We start from the raw sequence: 23,819 nt of genomic DNA, 5'->3' as shown, positions 1-23,819 counted from the left end.
ATGGTGCAGATCGCCGTCAACGGCGTCCGATTCAGCTACAACAGCTCCGAAGTGCTTTCCGGGGTGAGCATGGAGGCCCGGGAGGGCGAGATCATCGGCATCCTGGGGCCCAACGGGTCGGGAAAGACCACCCTGCTGAAGTGCATGAACCGCGCCCTCTCCCCCAGTTCGGGGACGGTGCTCATCGAGGGCAAGGACCACTCCAAGATGTCAAAGAAGGAGATCGCGCTCCAAGTAGGGGTCGTACCGCAGAACGGCGGCGTGAACTTCCCGTTCACGGTCCTGGACGTCGTCATGATGGGCCGCACTCCGGCGCTGAAGAGGTTCGAGCCGGAGACCGAACAGGACATCGACATCGTGAAGGAGGCCATGGAGAAGGCCAACGTGGTGCACCTCGCCGGCCGGCCGGTCAGCGACATCAGCGGCGGGGAGATGCAGAGGGTCATCATCGCCAGGGCGCTGGCGCAGAGGCCCCGGATAATGCTCCTGGACGAGCCGACCCTCCACCTGGACATCAATCACCAGCTGGACATCCTGGACCTGATCCACTCCCTGGCCAAGAAGCAGAAGATGGTGGTGATCATCGTCACCCACGACCTCGGCCTGGCGGCGAGGTACTGCGATCACATCGTGCTGATGAAGGGCGGGTCGGTCCAGGCGGCGGGGGCGGTGCCGGAGGTCCTTACCTCTGACAACATGAGGAAGGTGTTCTCCATCGAGGCCGAGCTGCAATTCGACCAGCGCACCGGCGCGTACGGCGTGACGGTGCTGCGGTCCTACCCCTGCAGCGGCGCCGACGTTCCGGTCTGACGCGGTCACTTTTATTAGCGATGACTGGCCCTAGCGCTCTGGGAGAGGGACTTGAGCAGCAACGCTGCGTTCCTGTATGGCGATGATTACATGCGCTATCAGTTCGGACCACGCCACCCGTTCCAGCCGGTGCGGGAGAAGCTGACCCTGGACACCGTCGCCTCCCTGGGAGTTTTCGACAAATGCGGCGCTAGGGTGATCGACCCCACCCCGGTGGACATGAGGCGCCTGAACGCCGTCCACCCTCCCGAGTACGTCCGCTTCGTGGAGAGGACCTGTGCCGCGGGCGGCGAGCTGGACCGCGGCGACACTCCCGCCGTCCCGGGACTGTACGAAGGCGCCCTGTCTGTGGTCGGGGGGACCCTTCGCGGCGCCAAGGGCATCATGGAGGGGGAGTTCGACCACGCCTTCAATCCCGGGGGCGGGCTGCACCATGCTCACCCCGGTAGGGCTTCGGGCTTCTGTGTTTTCCACGACATCGCCGTGGCCGTGCGGGCCCTTCAGGAGGAGTATGGGCTCCGGCGCATCGCGGTGGTGGACATCGACGGTCACCACGGCGACGGGACCCAGGAGATCTTCTATGGGGAAAGGGTGCTGACGATCTCCCTGCACCGGTTCGGACGCTACTTCTTTCCAGGGTCCGGCAGCACCGGGGAGATCGGGGAGGGCGAGGGGGAGGGCTGCAACATCAACGTCCCCCTGCCCTCCGGGACGGATGACGAGCTGTATCTGAAGGCGTATCGGGCTATCGCCGTCCCCGCCCTGCGCGCGTACCGGCCGCAGCTGATCATACACCAGTTCGGGGCGGACGGCCACTACAAGGACCCGCTGGTCGGGCTGGGCCTCACCACCCGCGGCTACGAGGAGATCGCCCGCCTGACCCATGGGCTGGCGCACGAGCTGTGCGGCGGCAAGTACCTGGTGGTGGGCGGAGGAGGCTATGACATCGACGCCACCAGGCGAACATGGTCGATTATGTTCTCCATCCTGGCAGGGGCGAATGAGGATGTGCGCGATATGCTGGAGGGCCTGCATGACCACGGCGGTCCCCGCTCGGGCCGGGAGATCGAGGTCAAGGTGGACGAGACGATAGAGGCGCTCGGAAAGAACTCGCTGCCCCTTTTAGAAGAGATGGTACGCTTCGCTTGAGTTCGCAGCGCTTAAAAACGTCGAGAATTCGTGAGTGGCGCCCTGGTCGGGATTTGAACCCGAGTCGAAGCCTCGACAGGGCTTCATGATAGGCCGCTACACTACCAGGGCTTGCATTCGACCACAATATGTAAGTCCTATATATGGCTTTTCTAACCGGACCACTTGCTGGAGATGCTGGGAGATGCGGCCGTCCAACATCCGACGGTCTTGGCGCTTCCTTATCCCGGCCGACGCGCCCCCTGTGGGCCGTTCAGAGGTCCTCGGTCACCCGCCGGCGGACCCCGCGTTCCCCTACCGCGGCCACGTGCCAGTAGGTATGCTTGTTCAGGGGGTGCAACCTCCGGTGCTTGGCAGCGAAGCTCCGGGCGCATTTCTCCGCGGCCTCCTTGGTGCCGTGTCGATGGCCGCACGGCCCGGCGATGGTCGACCTGGCCTCGTAATAGAGGACCGAGGTCGCCCGTTCCTCCGCTTTGCTTCTGGCCTCGCGCTTCATCTTGGACCGGGACGCCCCATCGCCGTGGGGTCGGAAAAAGATTGCCGGCCTCTCTACCGCCGCACGAATCATCACATCACCTTTATGTGGGCGTCCTTGGATAATAGCCGAGGAGCTTCACCATGGATGGAAAGAAGGTCAGCGACTACATGGCCACGGAGATAGTGTCGATCCCTCCGGATTATACCGTAGGACAGGCCAGACAGGAGCTGATCAACAGCGAGTTCCATGGGCTTCCGGTGGCGGAAGGAGACCACATCATAGGTTTCGTCACCGCCAAGGAGCTGCTGCGGGCCATCGACCGCCCTGATGTCAAGGTACGCGACATCATCCGGGTCGGTACCATTACCGTCACCCCGGACATGGACATCGACGATGCCTCCAGGGTGCTGTTCCGCTACGGCCTGCGCAACGTGCCGGTGGTGGACACCGACGGCAAGGCCGTGGGGATGCTCTCCAACATCGACATAATACGGTCCGCCATCGAGAAGGCCACCCCTAATAAGATCAACATGCTCAAGACCTTCCTGGAGCAGAAGCACGGCATCAAGATCGCGGTGAAGCGGAGGATCATACCCATCGAATCTCTAAGGCCCACACAGCATGAGGTCTACGCCGACGAGCTCCGCGGGCGGCAGTATGAGATAAGGAAGGGTCTGGTGGAGCCTCTCATCGTGATCCAGAAGAACAGCCACTATGTCCTGGTGGACGGGCACCACCGCGTGCTGGCGGCCAGGGACATGGGGGTGCGGCAGTTCCAGGCCTTCGTGCTGGAGCTCGACCGGGACGTCGAGCTGGGGATGGAGAGATCGGCCGAGGAGCTGGGGGTCAGGACCCTGGACGATGTGAAGGTCATCGAGGGCGATCACCACCCGCTGGTGAGGGTCGCCACCCGGCTGATGAAGGACGATGAGAAAGTGAGCTCGCGGTGACGATCGAGGCCCGCTCCACTATCTCCCACTGTTTTGGGACAATGAAACATCTATAGATCATATAACCAATACTTAATTTAACATGGGCGCATCCACCCGGGGACGTTCAATGAGGATGAAGGTCATTACCGTTTCATCGGTGTTCCCGGCCACGCCGGATGAGATATGGGCACGGCTAGTCCAAGTGGAAACACTGCAATATGTCGCGGCCCCCTATGCCGCGTTCTCGCCCGTCGACCCTGAGGAGGGCACCGCGTGGGAAGAGGGCGCCGTCCTTCGCTTCCGCCTGCGCGTCTGTGGGATAATTCCTATGGGGATGCACACCGTCAAGGTGAAAAAGTTCGACAAGGCCAGCCTTGCCGTTCAGACCGTTGAGGGCAACAAGACCGTGCCGGTCTGGAACCACAAGATCGCTCTCGTCCCTATCGACTCGTCGTCCACACGCTATACCGACGAGGTGGAGATCTATGCCGGCCGACTGACCGGCCTAGTATACCTCTGGAGCAGGTCCTTCTATCGCCACCGGCAAAGGAAATGGCTGAAGCTGCTTTCGGACAGGTCATAAAAAGTAAAAGGCCGGCAGGCGGGCAGCTCGTGCTCCGCCCGCCTCGCATCGCGAAGGGGTTTACCGCTTCTGACTTCTGACCGCTTCCAGCAGGAGCCTCTGCTCCGCCGCCGCGATGTTGCTGATGCTCTTGACCACGGTATCGGGGTTCAGGGAGATGGAGTCGATGCCTTCGCGCACCAGGAACTCCGCGAACTCAGGGTACACGGAGGGGCCCTGGCCGCAGATGCCCACCGGGACTCCCTTCTTGTGGGCGTGCTTGATAAGGTGGCCTATGGCGCGCTTTATCGCATCGTTCCTCTCATCGAAGTATCCCATCTTGCCCAGGATGTCGGAGTCGCGGTCCGCGCCCATGGTCAGCTGGGTAAGGTCATTGGATCCGATGGAGAAGCCGTCGCACACCTCCGCGAACTCCTCGGCCATGAAGATGATGGCCGGAACTTCGGCCATCAGATAGAGCTTGAAGTCCCGGCTGCGATAGAGGCCCACCTCGTTCATCATCTTCTCGATCTTCTTGACCTCGTCGACGGTGCGGACGAACGGCAGCATGACCCACACGTTCTTCAGCCCCATCTCGTCGCGGGCCTTCTTGATGGCCTTCAGCTCGGCCACGAACGCCGCGCGGTAAGAATCGGTGACGTACCTGGAGCAGCCGCGCCACCCGATCATGGGGTTCTGCTCCTTCGGCTCGTACTTGGCCCCGCCCTTCATGTCGTGGTACTCGTTGGTCTTGAAGTCGGAGGTGCGCAGTATCACGGGCCGGGGGAAGAAAGCCTTCCCCACGATCCCGATGCCCTGGGCCAGCTTGTTCACGAGCTCGTCCTCCCGGCCCTGTTCGATGAGGGCGCAGGGGTGCTCCTGGACATAGGAGGTGAAGAGGAACTCGATGCGCATCAGTCCGACCCCCTGCACTGGCAGGTCCGCGTACTCCGTGGCCTTCTGGGGCACTCCGACGTTGAGCATGATCTTGGTCGCGGTTACCGGGACAGAAACGGAGGTCGCCACCGCCACTGCGGCAGGTTTCTCCTCGTTCTTCTCCACTCCTTCGTACACTACGCCCATCTGCCCGTGCACGGTGACCTCCATCCCTTCCTTCAGGGAGGTGGTGGCGTCGGTAGCGCCGACGACGCAGGGGATGCCTAGTTCCCTGGCGACGATGGCGGCGTGGCAGGTCATCCCGCCCTCATCCGTAACGATGGCGGCGGCCCGGGTCATGGCCGGCACCATGTCCGGCGTGGTCATCTGAGTGACCAGCACGTCACCTTGCTTCACGATGTCCAGGCTCATTCCCTCGTTGTATATCCGGACGACGCCTCCGGCGGTCCCGGGGCTGGCCCCCAGTCCCTTCACCAGGATGGTGCGGCTCGACTCCATCTTGTTGTCCTCCTCCTTGCTTCCCTTGCTGTCGTTGCCGACGGAAACAGTGGTGATGGGGCGGGCCTGCACGACGTACATCTCCCCGCCCTCCATGGCCCACTCGATGTCCATGGGGCGATCATAGTGCATCTCGATGCGGTTACCGATCTCCGCAAGCTCCAGGATCTGCTCGTCGGTGAGCTTCTGGCCCTTGGCTTTGTCCACGGGAACGTCGCAGCGGACGCACTCCCCGCTCTCGCCCCGCACCAGCTTCCAGGACTGGTTGGAGATGCGCTTGTTCAGGATCTTGCGGTGGAACTTGTCCACCACGTAAGTGTCAGGGGTGACCTTTCCTCCCACCAATGCCTCCCCCAGGCCGTAGCCGGCCTCGATGATGATGTGCGGCAGCTCGGAATTGGGGTCTATGGTGAACATGATGCCCGACTGCTCGGAATTGATCATGCGTTGCACCACCACCGCCAGCTTGACCTTGCTGTGGTCGAAGTCCTTGGAGGCGCGATAAGAGATGGCCCTGGGGGTGTACAGGGAGGACCAGCACTTCTTGACGCAGATCAGGAGTGACTTGGGTTCGGACACGTTCAGGTAGGTGTCCTGCTGACCGGCGAACGAGGCGGTCGGAAGGTCCTCCGCGGTGGCGCTGGAGCGGACCGCCACCAGGGGATACTTGCCCTTCCCCAGCTTCTTGTACTCCTCCACGATCTCGACCTCCAGGTCCTTGGGGATGGTCCCCTTCTCGAAGGCGGTGCGGATGGTGTGCGAGGCCTCCTGTAGCGCGGCATCGGAGTTGACGTCCAGATCCTTCATAGTGGACTCCAGGACGCCGGTCAGGTCATTGTGTTCCATGAAATAGTCATATGATTCGGTGGTCAGCACGAACCCGGGAGGGACGTCGAAGCCTGCTCCCGTTAGCTCCCCGAGGTTGGCCGCCTTTCCGCCCGCGATTGGTATATCGTCTACTCCAAGATTCTTGATGCTCATAATACGCTTCATATCACAATCACCGGAATGCTCCGCTCTATCGCTAACATGGAGCAAATGTCAGATAAAGTCGTTGGTATTAAAACCTACCATCCTGCTGGGAACGCGGAGCGAGCATGCCTCCTACAACGATCGACTGGCCCGGCCTATCATATCTTAAAAAAGAAGTAGAAGTGGCGAAGGTCCGGCAAAGGATGCCGCCGACCTCTGCGCCGCTGAGCCGGTCGGAGGATCGGCCGTTCCTCGCATCACTTATCTGTCACGCCCCTTCAGGTCCGGCCGAACGGCGGGCCAACGCCCTGCCCCGGCGCATCCCTGCGGTTTTCAGAACCACGTCGCGGAGCGCCCCTCAGGGAACAGGGACCGGATCGGCAGCGGCCTCGGCCAGCATGACCGCGGCGCATCCTTTCGCCCCGCGCCTCGGCATCCCGAGGATGAAGTAATAATGCCAGAGGGGCGGCCTCACCCCCTGTGCCGCAACGCAACGGACTGCGTTTTCGTTCGAATTCCTTCAACAGATTTCGAATCTCGCCAGAAAATTATTGATTATTCGCAGATTTAACGACCTGAATGGGGCGTTTATAGGATAATCTTAAATAATTTCAAGATTACAGGGAGGCCAAAGCGAGGGAATTGATTGAGGACATTGGAAATCAGATGGCACGGCAGAGGCGGTCAAGGAGTTGTCACCGCGAACGAGATCCTGGCCGGTGCCGCTCTCCAGGAAGGCAAATACATGAAGGCCTTCCCGGAGTTCGGCCCAGAGAGAATGGGCGCCCCCATACGCGCTTTCGCCAGAGTATCCGATGAGCCTATCAAAGTGCACAGTCAGGTCTACTTTCCCGATTACGTGATCGTCCTGGACCCCACCCTTATCGGCAACGTGAACGTGCTCGAGGGGATGAAGGCCGATGGCGGACTGATCGTCAACTACCCTGACGGCAAGGACCACCTCAGGAAGGCGTTGGCCACCGATCTGGAGGTCCATGTCGTGGACGGCACCAAGATCGCCCTCGAGACCGTGGGCAGGCCCCTGGCCAACACCGCCATGCTGGGCGCTCTGGTCAAGGTCTCCGGCATCGTGGAGCTGGACAGCGTGAAGGATGAACTGCGGGCCAAGCTGGGGGGTAAGCTCCCCCAGAAGGTCGTGGAGAAGAACGTGCTCAGCGTGGAGAGGGCCTACCAGGAGGTGGACTGATGGCGGCCGAGCGCATCCCCGTCATAGTCGATCCCGGCACCGCCCGGGAGTACCAGACCGGCTCATGGCGCTCCAAGCGCCCGGTGGTGGACAAGGAGAAGTGCATCGACTGCCTCATCTGCTGGATGTACTGTCCTGACAACTCCGTGCTGGTGGAGAACGGCGAGATGAAAGGTTTCAGACTTACTCACTGCAAGGGTTGCGGCATCTGCGCGCACCACTGTCCCAAGAACTGCATCACCATGGTCGAGGAGGGAGAGAGATGAAGCGAATGGCAATGAACGGTGACCAGGCGGTCGCCCTGTCGTGGAAGCAGATAAACCCGGACGTCTGCGCGTCCTATCCGATCACTCCTCAGACCATCATCGTGGAGGCGTTCTCCGACTTCGTCGCCGATGGCGAGGTCGACACCGAATATGTGTGCACCGAATCGGAGCACAGCTCCATGAGCTTATGCATAGGTGCCTCCGCCGCGGGCGCGAGGGCCGTCACCGCCACCGCCTCCGCGGGCCTAGCGTACATGTGGGAGGTGCTGTACATCGCCGCCTCCATGAGGATGCCCATCGTCATGACCGTGGCCAACAGGGCGCTCTCCGGACCGATCAACATCCACTGCGACCACTCCGACGCCATGGGCGCGAGGGACAGCGGCTGGGTGCAGATCTTCGCCGAGAACGTGCAGGAGGCTTACGACAACTCCATCATGTCCTTCCGCATCGCCGAGCACATGAAGGTCCGCCTGCCGGTCATGAACTGCCTGGACGGCTTCATCGTCACCCACGCCATCGAGTCCCTCAGCCCCATAGCGGACGAGGACGTCAAGAAGTTCGTGGGAGAGTTCAAGCCGGTCATGCCCCTGCTCGATCACAAAAACCCCCACACCTTCGGCCCGTTCGACATGCCCGAGTACTATTACGAGCACAAGTACGCGCAGGCCATGGCCATGAACAACGTCCTGTCGGTGATCGACGAGGTCCACAAGGACTTCGAGAAGCTCACCGGCCGCAAGTATGATTTCATCGAGACCTACCGGACCGAGGACGCCGACTACGTCGCCATCGCCATCGGCTCCACCGCCGGCACCCTGAAGCAGGTCGTGGACGACATGAGGAAGGAAGGCCACAAGGTCGGCAGCATCAAGCTCCGGGTGTTCCGTCCCTTCCCGTACGCCGCCGTCGCCAAGGTGATGGAAGGCAAGAAAGGGGTCGCGGTCCTGGACCGCGCCATCAGCTTCGGGGCCTGCGGGCCGCTGTTCGCGGAGGTCCGCTCCGCCGAGTTCGACAACCGCAACCACCCCAGGACCGTCAACTACGTCTACGGCCTCGGCGGCAGGGACGTGGGAGTGGAGGACCTCAAGCAAGTGTACCGGCAGCTGGAGACCGGGACCGCGGCGACCATCAACTACCTGGGGGTGAAGCAATGATCACCATCAAAGAACTCGCGGAGCAGCCGGTGAAGCTGACCGAGGGCCACCGCCTTTGCGCGGGATGCTCGGAGCCGATCGCCGTCAGGCAGGTGCTGATGGCCACCAACAAGCCGGTGGTCGTCTCCAACGCCACCGGGTGTTTCGAGGTGTCCACCTCCGGCTATCCCTACTCCGCATGGAACATCCCATGGATACACAGCGCGTTCGGGAACGCCGCGGCCACCATATCCGGCGTGGAGAGCGCGTACCGCGTGCTCAAGAAGAAGGGCAAGGTGCAGGACGACATGCGCTTCGCCGTCTTCGCCGGCGACGGCGCCACCTACGACATTGGGTTCCAGGCGCTGTCGGGCGCGATCGAGCGGGGGCATCAGTTCCTGTTCGTCTGCCTGAACAACGAGGCCTACATGAACACCGGCATCCAGAGGAGCGGCGCCACCGGGAGAGGGGCGGCCACCACCACCTGCCCTTCGGGCACATGCATCCCCGGCAAGAGGGAGTTCCCCAAGGATTTCACCAAGATCATCGCCGCTCACGAGCTGCCGTACGCCGCCCAGGCCTCCCCCCACAACTGGAGGGACATGGTCGAGAAGGCCGGCAAGGGCTTCGAGTGCGGAGGTCCGGCGTTCATCAACGCCATCACGCCATGCCCGCGCGGATGGAGGTACGAGCCCCAGCTCACCGTCGAGATCGCCAAGCTGGCGGTGGAGACCTGCGTGTGGCCCCTCTACGAGTACGAGAGGGGGAAGTGGACCCTCACCGGCGAAAGCAAGCGCATCGCCGAGGGCAGCATGGAGAAGAGGCCGGTGACCGACTGGATCAAGGCCCAGGGCCGCTTCAAGCACCTGCAGGACCCCAAATGGAGCTCGGTCGTCGACGAGATACAGGAAAATGTCGACTTCAAGTGGGAAGAGCTCCTGCGCCTCTCCAAGCAGTGAACGTCGGCATTGAAAGGGCCTCCGGCCCCTTTCTTTTTTCATTCTTTTTTTATATCCTCATGACCTCTTTCTCTCTCAAGCCATTGTCTATCGTTAATCCAATTATTAGTGTGCATTTCGGGGGAGACTATATTAGCGCCTGCGAGGATTTCGGCGCGGTGAGGTTATGGACTGTCCCAGATGCGACATGTGCAGCGAGGTCGGGTGCAAGGCCGGCCAGCCCGTGAAATTCCAGTTCTGCCCGAGCAATGTTTCCGAGCACACCCGTGAGGAGATCATAGAGCGCTATTCGCAACCCGAGGTCCAGGGGATCATGAGGACCGCCGCGAGGGTCGAGAAGGGGACCCTGCAGGAGGTCAACGGCGTGCAGACCCCTATCCGCCCCCGGATCTCGGAGATAATGGCCTTCGCCGACGAGATGGGCTGGAAGAGGATCGGCGTGGCGTTCTGCCTGGCGGCCAGGGACGAGGCGCTCAGATTGACCAAGGTCCTGGAGGCCCGGGGCTTCGAGGTCCACTCCATCATCTGCCGGAACTTCGGCGTGAAGAAGGGGGAGATCGGCATCGCCAAGGAGGACTGCCTGAAGAGCGAGGCGGAGACGGTGTGCAACCCGGTCTACCAGGCCGAGCTGCTGAACGAGGCGGGGACCCAGCTTAACATCGTGCTGGGCCTGTGCGTCGGCCACGACATGCTGTTCAACAAGCACTCCAATGCGTACGTCACCACGCTGATGGTCAAGGACCGCATGACCGCCAACAACCCGGTGGGCCCACTTTACTCGGGCTTCTTCAGCGGTATCCTCAAGAAGTACTGAGTGGGGGGCCGCCGAACTTAGATAGCATGACCGCGCTGTTCGATGGCATGAGATCGCTCTCAGAGGAGCTGAGAAGGGCCGCTGGCGACCTGGAGGTAAGCCTGTACGGGGTGGCGGACGCTAAAGGGTTCCTGAGCCCCGAATATCAGGGGAACCGCCCCCAGGACGTCATGCCCTCGGTGCGCTCCGTAGTGGTTCTCGGAGTGCCCCTGCTGCGCGGCTCCATGGATGCGCTTCCCAAGGGCAGGGCGGAGTACCACAACTCCCTGCTGGCGGCGACGGTGACGCTGAGATACATGTCGTTCCAGCTCGCCAAGCGCATCGAGGATGCCGAGTACCTCGCTTCCATAGTCCCGGCCGAGGGCAGCGAGTTCGGCATCTGGTACGCCGACCGGGAAACGCTGAGGGCGGACGTGTCTCTGAGGTACGCCGCCTACCTGGCCGGCCTGGGCCGGTACGGGCTGAACCATTCCCTCGTCACTGAGAAGTACGGCCCGAGGGTAAGGTTCATGGGGATACTGACCGACGCCCCCCTGGAGCCTGGCGTCCCCGCCTCGGATTTCGCGCATGAGGGGTGCTCCAGTTGCGGCCGGTGCGTGGACATATGTCCGGTCGGCGCGCTCGAAAAGGATGGCACGATCCATCGGGAGAAGTGCGCCCAGTACATGTTCGGGGAGCTGGGCGGGCTCCGGTGCGGCCTCTGCCTCAAGACCTGCCCGCTGTGAGAACGCGCGGAAAGGGCTCTTAAAAATTACTGGACCTCTTCTTTCTCTTCCTGGTCCAGGAGCTCCTCCCACATGCGGAGGGTCTCCTTGGCCTCGTCCTCGTCCATCTTCTCGATGGCGAAGCCGGCGTGGACGACCACCCACTCGCCGGGGGCGGCCTCCACCAGAGAGACGTTCACCTTTCTGAGCACCCCGCCGAAGTCGACGTCGGCCTGGTGCCCCTCGATCGATACTACCTTTCCCGGTACTGCAAGACACATGGCAAATCACGATGAAATGATCTTGATGATGGCCTCGGCAGGCTGACCGCCTGTCTCTTTGAGCGCCTTGATGGCAGCTTCCCTGGTAGCCCCGGTCTGGTCCATCACCAGCTGGATATCCTCATCGGGCACGGAAGCCTCGGCGGGCTTGGCGGAGGATGCGGAAGCCTTCCGGTCCTGCACGACAGCCTCGCCGACGACCTGGAAGGTCCTCTGGCCCTGCATGTCCATCATGGTGACCGCGGCGTCCTTTACGACGTACTCCTTGTCCCTGGTCCTGATGATGACCTCTTCCACCCCGCTAAGCTCCTCGGTGGTGATACCAAGGCGCTTCATGGCCTGTTTCATCTGGCGGGGGTTCACTCCGCGCATGCCCGGCATCATAGTAGCGCTGTGTGATGCCCCCGCGGTAGTTAAAGGTTTTCGGGGAACGCCGCGGAAGTTCCGAGACGTTCCAGAGCGCTGATTACAGCACTTTCAAGTACCTCTTCAGCTCCCAGTCCGTGACGAAGGTGCGGAACTCGTCCCACTCCTGGCCTTTAATATTGATGTAGTGGTGGAATATGTGGTCCCCCAGGGTGTCCTTCATCAGCTGGCTCTCGGACATCCTGTCCAGGGCCGCCCCCAGGTTCTCCGGCAGGGAGCCGATGCCGTTGCTGTCCCTCTCCTCCGTGCACATGTGATAGATGTCCTTCTCCACCGGCTCCGGCGGAACGATCCCCTTCTCCATGCCGTCCAGGCCGGAGGCCAGCATGACCGCGAACTGCAGATAGGGGTTCCCGGAGGGGTCGGGGTTGCGAAGCTCGATCCTGGTCCTTCCGCCCCTTCCCGCGGGCACCCTGATGAGCGCGCTGCGGTTCATGTTGGCCCAGGAAATGTATACCGGCGCCTCGTAGCCGGGGACCAGGCGCTTGTAGGAGTTCACGTGAGGGGCCAGGATGGCGCAGGTCTCCCTCGAATGAGCCAGCAGGCCTCCCAGGTACTGGAAGGCGTTCTCGCTCAGTCCGAACCTGCCGGAAGGTTCATCGAAGGCGTTCTTCCCGTCCGCCGCCACCAGGCTCTGGTGTACGTGCATCCCGGAGCCGTTGGTCCCGAACAGGGGCTTGGGCATGAAGCTGGCGTACATGCCATGGCGGAGGGCGATGGTCTTCACCGTCAGCTTCAGCGTCATGATCCGGTCCGCCACCGTCAGGGCATCGTTGTACCGCATTCCCACTTCGTGCTGCCCCGGGGCCACCTCATGGTGCGAGGCCTCGACCCCGAATCCCATGTCGTCGAGGTTCAGGGTAATGTCCTTGCGCACCTCCTCTCCCTTGTCCAGGGCCATGAGGTCAAAGTAGCCTGCGGAATCGGACGGCGCGGGGATGGGGTCCCCGTTAGCGTCCAGTTTGAAGAGGAAGAACTCGAACTCCGGCCCCATGTTGCAGCCGAACCCCTTCTTCTTGGCCTTCTCCACCATCCTTTCCAGGACCCAGCGGGGATCGCCCTTGAAGCGGTTCCCGGAGTGGTCGTAGATCTGGCACAACAGCCGGGCCGTCCTGAGCTTCCCGTCCAGGGTCCACGGGTATATCTGGAACGATGATAAGATGGGCTGCGCCCGCATGTCCGATTCCTCGATGGTGGCGTAGCCGAGTATTGACGAGCCGTCGATGTACACTCCCTCGTCCAGCGCTTTCTCCAGGTTGTGGGCGGGGATGGCGACCGTCTTGACGGTCCCCAGGATGTCCGAGAACTGCATCTCGATGAACTTGATGTCCTTTTCCTTGACCTCTTTGATAATATCCTCTTTGGAGGTGACCGCTTTCGCAGGCATGTCCCACCTTATGAGAGAATAGGTATTGAATTGTTGTGCCTGATGCCGTAAGGGGGCGGAGGCCCCGTCAGAGCCTCGCTTCCAGGGCCTTCCGGACCGCCACGATGGCGCCTACCATGGCCTCTTCCGCCTTTTCCGGTGAGGGCGAGCCTCCGGTGGCAAAGTTCGGCTTGCCGCCTCCCTTCCCGCCCACCGTAGCGAGGGCCTCGTTGAGCGCGGCCACGCAGTCGATGCCCACCGAGGGGTGGCAGGCCACCACGAGAAGGAACCTCTCGCCGGCGGAGCCAAGAACGCACACCGCCTCCTCGGCGGTGAACTCGTTGGCCGCATCCATGAGCACCTTCTTGTCCACTCCCTCGAAGATGCCGGAGTACAGCTTCACCCCGCCGACCTCCGAAGGGATCAGGCCCCTCAGCGCCTGCGCTGAGTAGGAGCGCAGGGACGCCTCGGCCCGCTCCTTGGCCGCTTTCAGGTTGGCCACGGCCGACAGGAGGTCCTGGGGGCGGGAGCCCACCGACCCGGCGGCCTGCAGCGCGGCCGCGGAAAGCTCCAGGGCCCTAGCTCTCGCCTTGGCGCCCACCTCGAACTCCACCTCGTAGTCGGCGGCCGGCCGGGCGGAGGTGAACTTGGTGATGAGCAGCAGACCCAGCTCGCCGGTGTTGCGCACGTGGACCCCTGCGCAGGCGGCCCGATCGATGTCTCCGATGGAGACGACGCGGACCTCGTCGCCCGGTATGCGGTCCAGCTTGACCCTGGTCCGCTCCAGTATGGGATCGCCCTTCCTTACTACCGATTCGGTGATGGGGAGGGAGGCCTCGATGGCCTGGCGGGCCATCTCCTGGGCATTGGCGACGGCGTCCCAGTCCAGCGGCCCCTTGAGCACGAAGCTCTTCCTCTCCGGGGTGATGGCGATCTTCACCAGCTCCAGGTCGGGGCTTAGGAGCTTCAGCCGGGAGAACAGCAAGTGCTCGCCGGTATGCCCCTGCATGAGATCGTACCGGCGGGACCAGTCTATCTTCGCCTGTACGTGCTGCCCGACCGAGAGCGCCGCTCCGGTGACCTTGTGCAGGACCTTCCCGCCCTCCTGCTTGACGTCGATGACCCTCCCTCCGCCCAGCTCTCCCCGGTCGGGGTCCTGCCCCCCGCCCCCGGGGTAGAAGGCGGTCCGGTCAAGGGCGACCCAATCTCCCTTGGCCTCGGTCACGGTAGCGGAGAACTCTGCGAGGTACGGGTCGACCATGTACAACCGTTGGGTCATGCCCCATGACAAGCGAACGGGGCCGTATAAACCTTCTCGAACGCGCTCCCGCGCCGCGGCAATAATTGTATTAACGTCATGTTCGAGATAATGCCACCATGTCCTGCTGGAAATGGTTCAACACCGTCCTGGACGAGGCGGGAGTGGAGGTCACCGAGGAGAACAGGGAACGCATCGACAAGGTCATTCAGGACTACGTAGAGAACAACTCCTCAGTGGGGAGGTGCTCGGCGGTATTGCGGGAGGCGGGCTCGCAGATCGCCGAGGACAAGGGCATGAAGAGGGAGCTGGTGCAGCGCGTGAAGGCCGCCGCGCAGCCGGAGATGGCGAGGACCGCGGTCCGCACGCGATAAGTTAATATCTACCGAAGGCTTTGGGGTGTTTAGAAGCTCCCGCGGGGGCTTGAGCCTCATTCTATAGACAAAATTACTTATAGTCCCATAGTGATTAGACATTTGTCTATCTTATACGAAGGTAATTGTAATGCTAGACGAACTCGACAAGCGCATTGTAGAAGAGCTCTGCATCTCCAGCCAGGGCTCCTACCGGCAGATCGCCAAGAGGCTGGGGGTGCACCCCACCACTCTGATCCAGAGGGTGAAGAGCCTCGAGGACCTGGGGATCATTAGAGGCTACCGGGCCAACGTCGACTACCTCAAGCTCGGCTACGAGTTCATGGCCCTGGTGCACATCTATGTCGAGGGCGACGTTCTGGACGTGCAGGGGAAGATCAAAGCGATGGACAACGTGCTGGCCATCTTCGACGTCACCGGGGAGTGCGACTCCATCGCCTGGGTCGCCTGCAAGAGCCGCAACGAGTTCTCCGAGCTCATCAAGCGCATGGTGGCCATCCACGGCGTCAAGAAGACCAACACCTATGTCGTCCTGAACCTTATCAAGGACCCGTACCAGTTCATCCCTGAGATGAACGTCATCGGGGGGCCGAGCGAGGGATGAGCCTCGGCCCCGCTGATTTTCTCGTCAATAGCTGAGCGGGCGTTCCGCGATCAGCGTAACGTCCCGCGCCGAGCGGCCACCGAATGGTTTATGTCGATTGCACCCATTCGGCGGAATCGCGACTTCATATGAGGTCTTTAACATGATGAGGACACACACCTGCGGAGAACTTAGGGCCGAGGATATCGGCAAGCATGTCGAGCTGGCAGGCTGGATCAGGTTCTCCCGAGACCATGGCGGGGTGCTCTTCTTCGATGTGGCCGACGCGTACGGGACCACCCAGGTGGTCTACGACCCCGAGGGCATATCGGAAGGAGCGGACCGCGAGCGCCTGGAAAAGCTGTTCAAGTCCTTCGGCCGAGAGTCTGTAATCTCGGTCCACGGCGTGGTCAGGAATCGTGTCCCCGGCACCGAGGACGCCAGGAACCCCACCGGCCAGGTGGAGGTCATGATCGAGGACTCCAAGCTCCTCAACTCCTCCAAGCCGCTCCCCTTCGAGATCGCCGAGCAGAAGGGATCCTTGCTCCCGTCGGAGGACCTTCGCCTGAGGTACCGCTACCTGGACCTCAGGAGGGTGCAGATGGGCAACAACCTGCGCTTCCGCCATCGCCTCCTATCGGCGGCGAGAAGGGCGCTGGACGCGGAAGGCTTCGTGGAGATCGAGACGCCGGTGCTGGTGAAGGAGTCGCCCGAAGGGGCGAGGTCGTTCATCGTCCCGTCCAGGATATCTCCCGGTTCCTTCTACGCTCTGCCCCAGTCGCCCCAGCTGTACAAGCAGATGCTGATGGTCGGCGGTATGGACAAGTACTACCAGGTCGCTCGGTGCTTCCGCGATGAGGATTCCCGGGCGGACCGGCAGCCCGAGTTCACCCAGCTCGATATCGAGCAATCCTTCGTCGACGATAAGGACGTGCAGGCCGTTGTGGAGAAGATCTTGGCCAGCGTATGGAGGTCCGTCTACGGGAAGGAGCTGAAGACCCCGTTCCCCCGCATCACTTTCTACGACGCCATGCACCGCTACGGCACCGACGCGCCGGACACGCGGTACGGGCTGGAGCTGAACGACGTCACCGACATTGTCAAGGATGCCAAGTACGAGATCTTCCAGAGGATCCTGGGCAAGGGCGGAAGGGTCGTGGGCGTCAATGTCAAGGCGGAACTGACCAAGGCCACCCCCACCGACGAGAGCGCGGTCGGCCGCAACGAGGTCGACCGCCTTATCGAATGGGCCAAGTCCCAGGGCATGGGCGGCCTCACCTGGATGAGGATGACCAAGGACGGCCTGCAGAGCAACATCGTCAAGTACTTCCCCAAGGAGGTCACGCAGGCGTTGGAGGCCAAGCTGGGCGCCGAGGATGGCGACCTCCTGCTGTTCCTGGCCGGCTCCGAGATAGCCGCGCTGAAGGCCGGCGGGGAGCTGCGCCGCAAACTCGCAAGGGACCTCAAGCTCACCGAGGGCAAGGACCACCAGTTCGTGTGGCTGGTCGGCTGCCCCCTGTTCCAGAAGGACTCCCTCACCGGGCAGCTGGAACCGTTCCACCACGCCTTCGTGTGCCCGACCGCCGGGCACATCGGCGAGGACGAGGACATATGGGCCATCCAGGGCATGAGCTACGATCTGGTGCTGGACGGCTCCGAAATAGGCTCCGGCTCGGTTCGTTGCCACGACCCCGCGGTGCAGCGCAGGATCTTCAAGCTCATGGGCATGAGCGATGAGAAGATCGAGAGGGAGTTCGGCTACTTCCTCGAAGCTCTGGGCTTCGGAGCGCCGCCCCACGGCGGCATCGCGCTGGGGGTGGACCGCCTGGTATCGATACTCCTGGGCTGCGAATCCATCCGCGAGGTCATCGCGTTCCCCAAGAACAAGAAGTTCCAGTCGTTAATGGACGGCTGCCCTGACACAGTGGAGGAGGCAAGGCTCGCCGAGCTCCAGCTGCTGTGCCTGGCGGGGGACGAGGAAGAGAAGAACGAGTGAGCCTCACACTCTCTTTCCCAATTCCTTCCTCATCTTTTCCGCTATCTCTTTCGACGAGTACCGGCCCCTGGTCCCCTTCATGGCCTGTCCGATGAGGAAGTTGGCCGCCTTCTCGTTCGTTTTGAAGTCCCTGACCACCTCGGGGTGGGCGTCGACGAGGGTTGCGATGAGCTGGTCCAGGTCGGAGCCGCCCGCTTCGGGCGCCGCTCCCGCCTCCAGTTCTCTCCCTTCCGCAAGGGCGGCGATGCGCAGCTTGCCCTCGCTGTCGGTCATGGGGCCCTTGGATACCGAGACCACGATCTCCTCGACAGAGGAGCGAAGCTCCGGGGACATGCGGGGCGAGAGCCCCTTCCAGTTGGCGGACAGCGGACCTAGGGTCCAGCTCGTGGCCGCCTCAACCCCCGCCGTGTAGGCGAGGCGCTCGAACATGTCCGTCAGCTCCATGGAGGTGAGGACCATCTGCCTCGCCGCGGCGGCGGGGACGGCGTACTGCCCTTCCAGCCTGGCGGCGCGGGCCAGAGGGGTCTCGGGCACGGCCATGCGGGCGGCAATCTCCCCGATGTGGAATACCCCGAGGTCCGGCTCGCCGATGTACCCATAGTCCTCCTCGAACTCCTTCTCCCGACCGGGCATGGTGACGCCCCTCTCCTCGTCGTAGTGGCGGGTCTCCCTCACGATCTTCTTCCCGGCGGCGATGAGCTTGGATTGCCGGGTGGCCTCGAACTTCAGCGCCTTCTCCACGTTGCGGATCCCGGTAATGTTCTTTACCTCCACCCTCTCCTCGCCGACGGAGATGTTGGCGTCGGCCCGGATAGAGGTATCCTCTCCGGAGACCCCGATGAGGCTGCGCATCTCGATGAGCAGGTCGGTGAGGAAATCCCTCGCCTCCGCGGGCGAGCTCATGTCCGGCGCGGTCACTATCTCCACGAGCGGTATGCCAGATCTGTCGTAGTCGATCAGCGCCAGCTCCTCGCCGGAACGCCCCACCCTCTTGATGCGGCCGGGGTCCTCCTCGAGATGGGCCCTCCATATGCCTATGGGCTTCTGGCCAATCATGAACTTGCCGTCGGTGCCGAGCGGCGAATCATACTGGGTGATCTGGAAGTTCTTCGGCAGGTCCGGATAAAAGTAGGTCTTGCGGGAGAACCATACCGTGTCCGCGACCTTGCACTGCAGGTACTTGGCGATGAGCACGCCCATCTCCAGGGCCCTGCGGTTAAGCCTCGGCCGGGAGCCTGGGAATCCCAGGCACACCGGGCAGATGGAGCTGTTGGGGCTGTCGCTCGACGTAGAGCAGGAGCAGAACAGCTTCGATCTCGTCGGCAGCTGAACGTGTATCTCCAGACCAATCTTCATTCGCTCACCTCCGGGAAGATATAAGTGAACTCGTCCTCCCACATCTTGGCCAGGCATATCAATCGGCCCTCTTGCCAGTGCGGGGCCACCGCCTGCATGCCGACAGGGAGGCCCTCATGATAGCCGCATGGGATGGACAGGTGCGGCATCCCCGCCAGGTTCGGCGGCACCGTCAGGAAGTCGGCCTGGTACATTTCCAGCGGCTTCATCCTGGCGATCTCGTCGAAGCGCGGAGGGGTGAACGGCATGGTCGGGGTCAGCACCACGTCGTGGTCCCCGAACACCTTCTGGTACTCGCGTATGATGAGCTGGCGGACCTGGAGCGCTTTCATGTAGTAGCGGTTCCGGAAGCCCACCATCCTGGAGAACGTGCCGAGCAGTATGCGCCTCTTGGCCTCCGCGCCGAAGTCCTCGGACCTGGTCTCGGAGAAGAACTCGTTGAACCCCTGGTCGAACTTGTCGTTCATCACCCCGAACCGCATGCCGCAGTAGCGCGCCAGGTTGGTCGACGCTTCCGAGGTCGCCAGTATGTAGTACGATGAGATGGCGTACTTCAGGGAGGGCATGTTGACCTCATGTGTCTCCACCCCCATCTCCTTCAGCTTCCCGAGCGCGGCGTCGAAGGCCTTGCGGACCTCCGGGCTTAGGCCGTTCAGCGCCTCCTCGGGCACCGCCACTGAGCTAACTTTCCCGCTCATGTCCAGGGCGGGCTGCGCCTGTGAAGTGGGGTCCTTGGCGTCGGGTCCGGCGATGGCCGGAAAGTACCTCCCCAGGTCCTTGGCGGTGCGCGACAGTATGCCCACCTTGTCGAGCGAGTTGCCGTAGTCGATGAGGCCGTACCTCGATACCCTGCCATATGTGGGGGTGAGGCCGACCACGCCGCAGAACGATGCGGGACAGGAGATGGAGCCGCCGGTGCTGACGCCGAGCGCCACGTGCCCGGGGATCAGGCAGGCCGCCGCGGCCGCTCCTCCCGAGGAACCGCCGCAGCTCCTGTCCACGTCGAAGGGGTTCTTCGGCACGCCGTACCCGGAGTTGGTGCTGAAGGTCCCGAACCCGAACTCGTCCATGTTGGTCTTGCCGATCAGCAGTCCGCCCGCCTCGCGCAGCTTCCGTATGGGCGTGGCGTCGAAGGGGGGGCGATATCCTTCCAGTATCTTGCTGCCGGCGCGGGCCTGGAACTCCCTGGAGCAGAGGTTGTCCTTGGCGGAGAAGTGGAACTTGTGCCCCTGCTCGAACGCCAGAGGATCCTGGAGCCTGTCAGCGAACACGCTGTGGCGCCGGTCCGCTGCGTCCACCAGATCGGTGAGGGAGGTCATTGGACCCTCGGCCCCCTCACTCTGTCGTCCTCCGTGCGAATCAGGTCCCGCAGCTCGGAGGGCTCGCTGTCCCTCTCCACCTCGTCCTCCCTTAGGGCATCTTCGATCTTCACCGGATTGAAGTCGAACTCCCCGACCGACGGCGCCTCGTCGAGAACGGAAAAAGCGCTAAGAATATCTTCAAGGTCCGCGGAATACTGCTTCAGCTCCTCCTCGGTGAGCTTGAGCCTGGCCACCCGGGCCACTCTCAGAACGGTCTGCTCGTCCATTGCCATGATGCGACCTCAAAAGGACAATCTGGATTAAGCGCGGGGCATATAATGTTTTGTTGGGCACGGCGGTGCCCGGTCACTTCATGCACCGAAGCTAGTTAGCAAAAACCATTATAACTTGGTCAGAATTACTAGGCTTGGTGATTCGGTTGGAAGAGACTGACAAGCTTATGAAGCAGGCTTACCAAGCGCTCGAAGAGGGCGATTATTCCAAGGCGCTATCCAAATTCGACAAGGTGACCAAGACCGACGCGAACAACGCGGAGGCATGGTTCGGAAAGGCTGAGGCATCGGTTCTGGTGCCCAAGGCCAAGACCGAGGACATCCTCGCCGCGTACAAGAAGGCCGCGGAGCTGGACCCCAAGAACCCCATGTATCACAGCTCCATGGGCTCGTTCTGCGTGGAGGCCGGACTGTTCAACGACGCCGAGGGCGCGTACAAGAAGGCCGCCGAGATCGACCCCGACAACGCCCCGTACTACTACTCGGAGTTCGCGGTGGAGTACTTCAAGCGCGCGCCGGTGGTCATGGAGGCATACATGGACGACAAGACCGAGGAAATGGTCATCAAGAAGTCCTTGAAGTATCTCCTGCTGTCCATCGGGCTCGATGAGGCCGGAGCGCTGGAGCTCCTGCAGCGCAAGTGAGCCCTGCACAATATCTTCCTTTCCTCATCTTTCATCGCACCCATTGGCCGGTGGATGCTGGCCCCGCCGTATGGGGGAGTCATATTTTCTCTTATGGTCGTTCGGTCTCACATAGCGGAAGATAGGAATGAGGGGAGCGGGGCGGAAACCCATCGATGAGGTCTGAGCGGCCAAGCTAACGTTTTGCGCCAGAAAGGCATAATCGTGAAATAAGGGGCCGATGCTCTTAAACGGGGTAAAGGGATCTGGTCCCGTCGGCGGTCAAATGAAAGACGGACCCTGTCCAGCTATCTTGAGATGAAAAAGTCGGAGGTTTGCGAACATGACGAACGTGCAGGGTATGATCGAGACATGCGTGCAATGCGGAGAATGCGTCGAGGTCTGCCCCTTCTACAAAGCAACGGGAAACCCGAGCTATGGGGCCATGGCCAAAGTGGGGGCCGCCAGGTCCCTCTTTGCCGGAGAGGGACTCACGGAAGAGGGTCTCAAGACCCTTTGGCTATGCACTCGTTGCGATCGATGCGTATCGACTTGCCCCGTCGGTATTTCAGTACCAGACATCGTTCAGAGCGCCAGGGCCGAACTCAGAAGAAGAGGACAGTGGCCCCAAAAATGCTCTAACATCGCCAACGCCATCATCGAGCACGGCTCTCCCATGGCCGCGCCTCCCCAGGACCGGATCACCTATCTGGGCAAAGACCATAATGTACGGGAAAAGGCAGAATACCTGTATGTTCCGGGGTGCTGGGCCAGCGTCAGGCTCCCTGAGGTCGCCAGGGCGTCCTTCCAATTGCTTACGAAGGCCGGATTGGACATCACCACCCTCGGGGAGAAGGAGAGGTGTTGCGGCCTGTTCCTGATCGACAATGGGTTGATGGACGAGGCTAGGGAGCTCGCCGAAAAGAACACCTTGCTGCTGGAATCGACATCCGCCAAGACGGTCATCACCGAATGCCCCGGTTGTTATGATGTTTATAAAAGGGTCTATCCGGCCCTTTTTAGAGAGCCGAACTACGAAGTGATCTACATCGCGGACATCTTAAAGGACATCGTCGAGCACGGCAACATCGAGGTCAAGCATTCTGGAAGAAAGGTCATCTACAAGGACCCCTGCCCCCTGGCCAGGAGATACGACATGACGAAGGCTGCCCGAGAGGTCCTGGGCCATGTTGCCGAGGTCGTTGAATTCGAAGAGCACGGGGCGGAGGCCGTTTGCTGCGGGGCCCCTGCGGGGGTAAAGCCACTTTATCCGGAGGTGGCGAACGAGCTGGCAGGAAAGCTTCTCAAGGAAGCCAGTTCCAAAGGTGTCGATCAGGTCGGGGTAGGTTGCCCTTTTTGCATGCACCATATGAGCGGGGTCCAGAATGGTACGGAGGGCCCGTTAAGGATCCGCACCCCCTCCCAATTGATGCTCGAGAGCTTGGCTAGCGAACGGTGAGGGAATGGGCAGTCACAGAACATCAGGAGGAGCGACATCTTTACTATGAAATGACCTTGCCGCGCGAGCGCGCCGTCAATATAATCTGGTGTCCCCCTCCTCCGGGCCCGCCGAGCCGGCTACAGGGCGCCTGCGCGGCATACTTCAGGGTCGACCCGGGCGCCAGGACACCGGACGAAAAAGGGCTGATGGGGGCTACAGCAATCCCAGCAGTTCCAGGCCCTCTATCACGCCGTCGGCATGAGGCTTCGAGGCCACGTACTTGGCCGCCTTCTTGGCAGCCTCGGAGGCGTTGGCCACCGCCACCCCGTACCCGCATTGGCTCAGCGTGCAGACGTCGTTGTCGGAGTCGCCGAACGCGGCGATCTCCTCGATCTTCAGGCCCATGATCTCAGCCATCTTCCTGACCCCGGCGATCTTGCCGTGGCCTTTGTTCATGATGTGGATGGCGAACCCGGTGGCCTCGATGTTGAGGTCCCATCCCTTCAAGGCCTCCAGCACCTTGTCCAGGTCATTGCTCCGCTTCAGCCCGACCTCGGTCTTGCGCCAGTTATCGGTGAACAGCCTCTCTACCGGCATGACCGTCCGGAGGTGCTCATACGCCTTCCAGGGAAGCTCCCCGTCGAACAGCTGGTAGATCTTCTCCTGGTAGCATACCATCCCGCCGTTCTCGGCGATGATCGGCCCTCTCAGCCCCACGTACGTGGAGATGCCCAGCGCCACTGGGAGGACGTTGCCCGTGACCACGCTGACGATGGTGCCTTTGTCCTGGACCTTCCTGAGCGCCTCGACGGCGCTGACGAACATGACCTTGTTCCGGTCGGTCAGCGTACCGTCCACGTCCACGACTACGGCCTTGATCTCCGCCATGCGATCCCTCGGATGGCGGGGCGTTATGCGGTGACGCCGTAAATAGTGTTATCTGTTTCGAGCGTCCAATAATTGGTTGCTAATTATATATATCGAGAATAGGCTATACGCTCGGTCGAACGCTCGACCCCCGAACCCTTTTCAAACGCGACCGAGGTCGATGGGTGATGGAGAAGTACCTGTCGGCATAAGGTCACCAACCGAAGGGATGCTATTGATAGGAACGGAGGAGAATGCTCGCACCCGCGG

The 23,819-nt window shown here is 61.8% G+C and carries 25 protein-coding genes and 1 tRNA gene; 15 read left to right on the top strand and 11 right to left on the bottom strand.

Features of this window, described 5'->3' with window-relative positions:
• Positions 1–810, top strand: a complete 810-nt coding sequence (locus WYS_RS07650; protein ID WP_019177580.1) for an ABC transporter ATP-binding protein — start codon at positions 1–3, stop codon at positions 808–810.
• A gap of 51 nt (positions 811–861) precedes the next feature.
• On the top strand, positions 862–1,959 hold the full coding sequence (locus WYS_RS07645) for an acetoin utilization protein AcuC (protein ID WP_019177579.1): 1,098 nt from the start codon (positions 862–864) through the stop codon (positions 1,957–1,959).
• A 35-nt stretch (positions 1,960–1,994) separates the two neighbouring features.
• Here WYS_RS07645 and WYS_RS07640 read toward each other — a convergent pair.
• Positions 1,995–2,070: transfer RNA gene (locus tag WYS_RS07640), tRNA-Asp, on the bottom strand.
• Between the two features lie 142 nt (positions 2,071–2,212).
• A complete protein-coding gene (locus WYS_RS07635) occupies positions 2,213–2,455 on the bottom strand; it encodes a hypothetical protein (protein ID WP_019177578.1) in 243 nt (80 codons plus the stop codon).
• Between the two features lie 122 nt (positions 2,456–2,577).
• Between WYS_RS07635 and WYS_RS07630 the strand changes: the two genes are divergently transcribed.
• The gene (locus WYS_RS07630) at positions 2,578–3,387 is read left to right on the top strand and encodes a CBS domain-containing ParB/RepB/Spo0J family partition protein (RefSeq protein ID WP_019177577.1); all 810 of its coding nucleotides are present in this window, start codon (positions 2,578–2,580) and stop codon (positions 3,385–3,387) included.
• Positions 3,388–3,496: 109 nt separating this feature from the next.
• Positions 3,497–3,952, top strand: a complete 456-nt coding sequence (locus WYS_RS07625) for a hypothetical protein (RefSeq protein WP_019177576.1) — start codon at positions 3,497–3,499, stop codon at positions 3,950–3,952.
• A 60-nt stretch (positions 3,953–4,012) separates the two neighbouring features.
• On the opposite strand, the gene ppsA is transcribed toward WYS_RS07625, so the two are convergent.
• A complete protein-coding gene (gene ppsA / locus WYS_RS07620) occupies positions 4,013–6,307 on the bottom strand; it encodes a phosphoenolpyruvate synthase (protein ID WP_019177575.1) in 2,295 nt (764 codons plus the stop codon).
• Positions 6,308–6,953: 646 nt separating this feature from the next.
• Between ppsA and WYS_RS07615 the strand changes: the two genes are divergently transcribed.
• From WYS_RS07615 to WYS_RS07590, 6 genes are all read left to right on the top strand, one after another.
• Entirely contained in the window at positions 6,954–7,505 is a 552-nt protein-coding gene (locus WYS_RS07615) for a 2-oxoacid:acceptor oxidoreductase family protein (protein ID WP_019177574.1), read from the top strand.
• Positions 7,505–7,771, top strand: a complete 267-nt coding sequence (locus WYS_RS07610; protein WP_019177573.1) for a 4Fe-4S binding protein — start codon at positions 7,505–7,507, stop codon at positions 7,769–7,771. The genes WYS_RS07615 and WYS_RS07610 overlap by 1 nt, the downstream gene beginning before the upstream one ends.
• Positions 7,768–8,928 carry a pyruvate ferredoxin oxidoreductase gene (gene porA, locus WYS_RS07605; protein WP_049796292.1) on the top strand — a complete coding sequence of 387 codons (1,161 nt, stop codon included), beginning with the start codon at positions 7,768–7,770 and terminating at the stop codon, positions 8,926–8,928. Before WYS_RS07610 ends, porA begins: the two co-directional genes overlap by 4 nt.
• Complete coding sequence (locus tag WYS_RS07600; RefSeq protein ID WP_019177571.1) at positions 8,925–9,866, top strand: thiamine pyrophosphate-dependent enzyme; 942 nt, start codon at positions 8,925–8,927, stop codon at positions 9,864–9,866. Before porA ends, WYS_RS07600 begins: the two co-directional genes overlap by 4 nt.
• A gap of 166 nt (positions 9,867–10,032) precedes the next feature.
• Entirely contained in the window at positions 10,033–10,680 is a 648-nt protein-coding gene (locus tag WYS_RS07595; RefSeq protein WP_026068931.1) for a DUF1847 domain-containing protein, read from the top strand.
• Positions 10,681–10,727: 47 nt separating this feature from the next.
• Positions 10,728–11,405, top strand: a complete 678-nt coding sequence (locus WYS_RS07590) for a 4Fe-4S dicluster domain-containing protein (RefSeq protein WP_026068930.1) — start codon at positions 10,728–10,730, stop codon at positions 11,403–11,405.
• Between the two features lie 26 nt (positions 11,406–11,431).
• On the opposite strand, the gene WYS_RS07585 is transcribed toward WYS_RS07590, so the two are convergent.
• The 4 genes from WYS_RS07585 to WYS_RS07570 form a co-directional block, all read right to left on the bottom strand.
• Positions 11,432–11,665: a HypC/HybG/HupF family hydrogenase formation chaperone gene (locus WYS_RS07585; protein ID WP_019177568.1), complete on the bottom strand. Its 234-nt coding sequence runs from the start codon at positions 11,663–11,665 to the stop codon at positions 11,432–11,434.
• A gap of 6 nt (positions 11,666–11,671) precedes the next feature.
• Entirely contained in the window at positions 11,672–12,049 is a 378-nt protein-coding gene (locus WYS_RS07580) for a nascent polypeptide-associated complex protein (protein ID WP_026068929.1), read from the bottom strand.
• Positions 12,050–12,131: 82 nt separating this feature from the next.
• A complete protein-coding gene (gene glnA / locus WYS_RS07575; protein ID WP_019177566.1) occupies positions 12,132–13,478 on the bottom strand; it encodes a type I glutamate--ammonia ligase in 1,347 nt (448 codons plus the stop codon).
• 67 nt (positions 13,479–13,545) lie between these two features.
• Positions 13,546–14,736, bottom strand: a complete 1,191-nt coding sequence (locus WYS_RS07570) for an alanyl-tRNA editing protein (RefSeq protein WP_019177565.1) — start codon at positions 14,734–14,736, stop codon at positions 13,546–13,548.
• Between the two features lie 98 nt (positions 14,737–14,834).
• Between WYS_RS07570 and WYS_RS07565 the strand changes: the two genes are divergently transcribed.
• From WYS_RS07565 to aspS, 3 genes are all read left to right on the top strand, one after another.
• Positions 14,835–15,089 carry a hypothetical protein gene (locus tag WYS_RS07565; RefSeq protein WP_019177564.1) on the top strand — a complete coding sequence of 85 codons (255 nt, stop codon included), beginning with the start codon at positions 14,835–14,837 and terminating at the stop codon, positions 15,087–15,089.
• A gap of 130 nt (positions 15,090–15,219) precedes the next feature.
• On the top strand, positions 15,220–15,693 hold the full coding sequence (locus tag WYS_RS07560; RefSeq protein WP_019177563.1) for an Lrp/AsnC family transcriptional regulator: 474 nt from the start codon (positions 15,220–15,222) through the stop codon (positions 15,691–15,693).
• 142 nt (positions 15,694–15,835) lie between these two features.
• Positions 15,836–17,668, top strand: coding sequence for an aspartate--tRNA ligase (gene aspS / locus WYS_RS07555; protein ID WP_019177562.1), 1,833 nt, complete (start codon positions 15,836–15,838; stop codon positions 17,666–17,668).
• Positions 17,669–17,671: 3 nt separating this feature from the next.
• On the opposite strand, the gene gatB is transcribed toward aspS, so the two are convergent.
• Genes gatB through WYS_RS07540 form a run of 3 tightly spaced genes read right to left on the bottom strand, consistent with a single transcriptional unit; the run spans position 17,672 to position 20,618 of the window.
• Positions 17,672–19,024, bottom strand: a complete 1,353-nt coding sequence (gene gatB / locus WYS_RS07550; protein WP_019177561.1) for an Asp-tRNA(Asn)/Glu-tRNA(Gln) amidotransferase subunit GatB — start codon at positions 19,022–19,024, stop codon at positions 17,672–17,674.
• A complete protein-coding gene (locus WYS_RS07545) occupies positions 19,021–20,343 on the bottom strand; it encodes an amidase family protein (protein ID WP_019177560.1) in 1,323 nt (440 codons plus the stop codon). Before WYS_RS07545 ends, gatB begins: the two co-directional genes overlap by 4 nt.
• A complete protein-coding gene (locus WYS_RS07540; RefSeq protein WP_147654351.1) occupies positions 20,340–20,618 on the bottom strand; it encodes an Asp-tRNA(Asn)/Glu-tRNA(Gln) amidotransferase subunit GatC in 279 nt (92 codons plus the stop codon). Before WYS_RS07540 ends, WYS_RS07545 begins: the two co-directional genes overlap by 4 nt.
• Positions 20,619–20,764: 146 nt before the next feature.
• Between WYS_RS07540 and WYS_RS07535 the strand changes: the two genes are divergently transcribed.
• Both WYS_RS07535 and WYS_RS07530 read left to right on the top strand, forming a co-directional pair.
• Entirely contained in the window at positions 20,765–21,262 is a 498-nt protein-coding gene (locus tag WYS_RS07535) for a tetratricopeptide repeat protein (RefSeq protein ID WP_019177558.1), read from the top strand.
• 322 nt (positions 21,263–21,584) lie between these two features.
• The gene (locus tag WYS_RS07530; RefSeq protein ID WP_019177557.1) at positions 21,585–22,700 is read left to right on the top strand and encodes a (Fe-S)-binding protein; all 1,116 of its coding nucleotides are present in this window, start codon (positions 21,585–21,587) and stop codon (positions 22,698–22,700) included.
• A gap of 195 nt (positions 22,701–22,895) precedes the next feature.
• On the opposite strand, the gene WYS_RS07525 is transcribed toward WYS_RS07530, so the two are convergent.
• The gene (locus WYS_RS07525; protein ID WP_019177556.1) at positions 22,896–23,570 is read right to left on the bottom strand and encodes a phosphoglycolate phosphatase; all 675 of its coding nucleotides are present in this window, start codon (positions 23,568–23,570) and stop codon (positions 22,896–22,898) included.
• Between the last annotated feature and the right edge of the window lie 249 nt (positions 23,571–23,819).

Origin of the sequence: Methanomassiliicoccus luminyensis B10 (assembly GCF_000308215.1) — an archaeon.
GTDB lineage: Archaea > Thermoplasmatota > Thermoplasmata > Methanomassiliicoccales > Methanomassiliicoccaceae > Methanomassiliicoccus > Methanomassiliicoccus luminyensis.
Note: the sequence above shows the minus strand (reverse complement) of the source record. Positions and strands in the feature narration are given on the sequence as shown.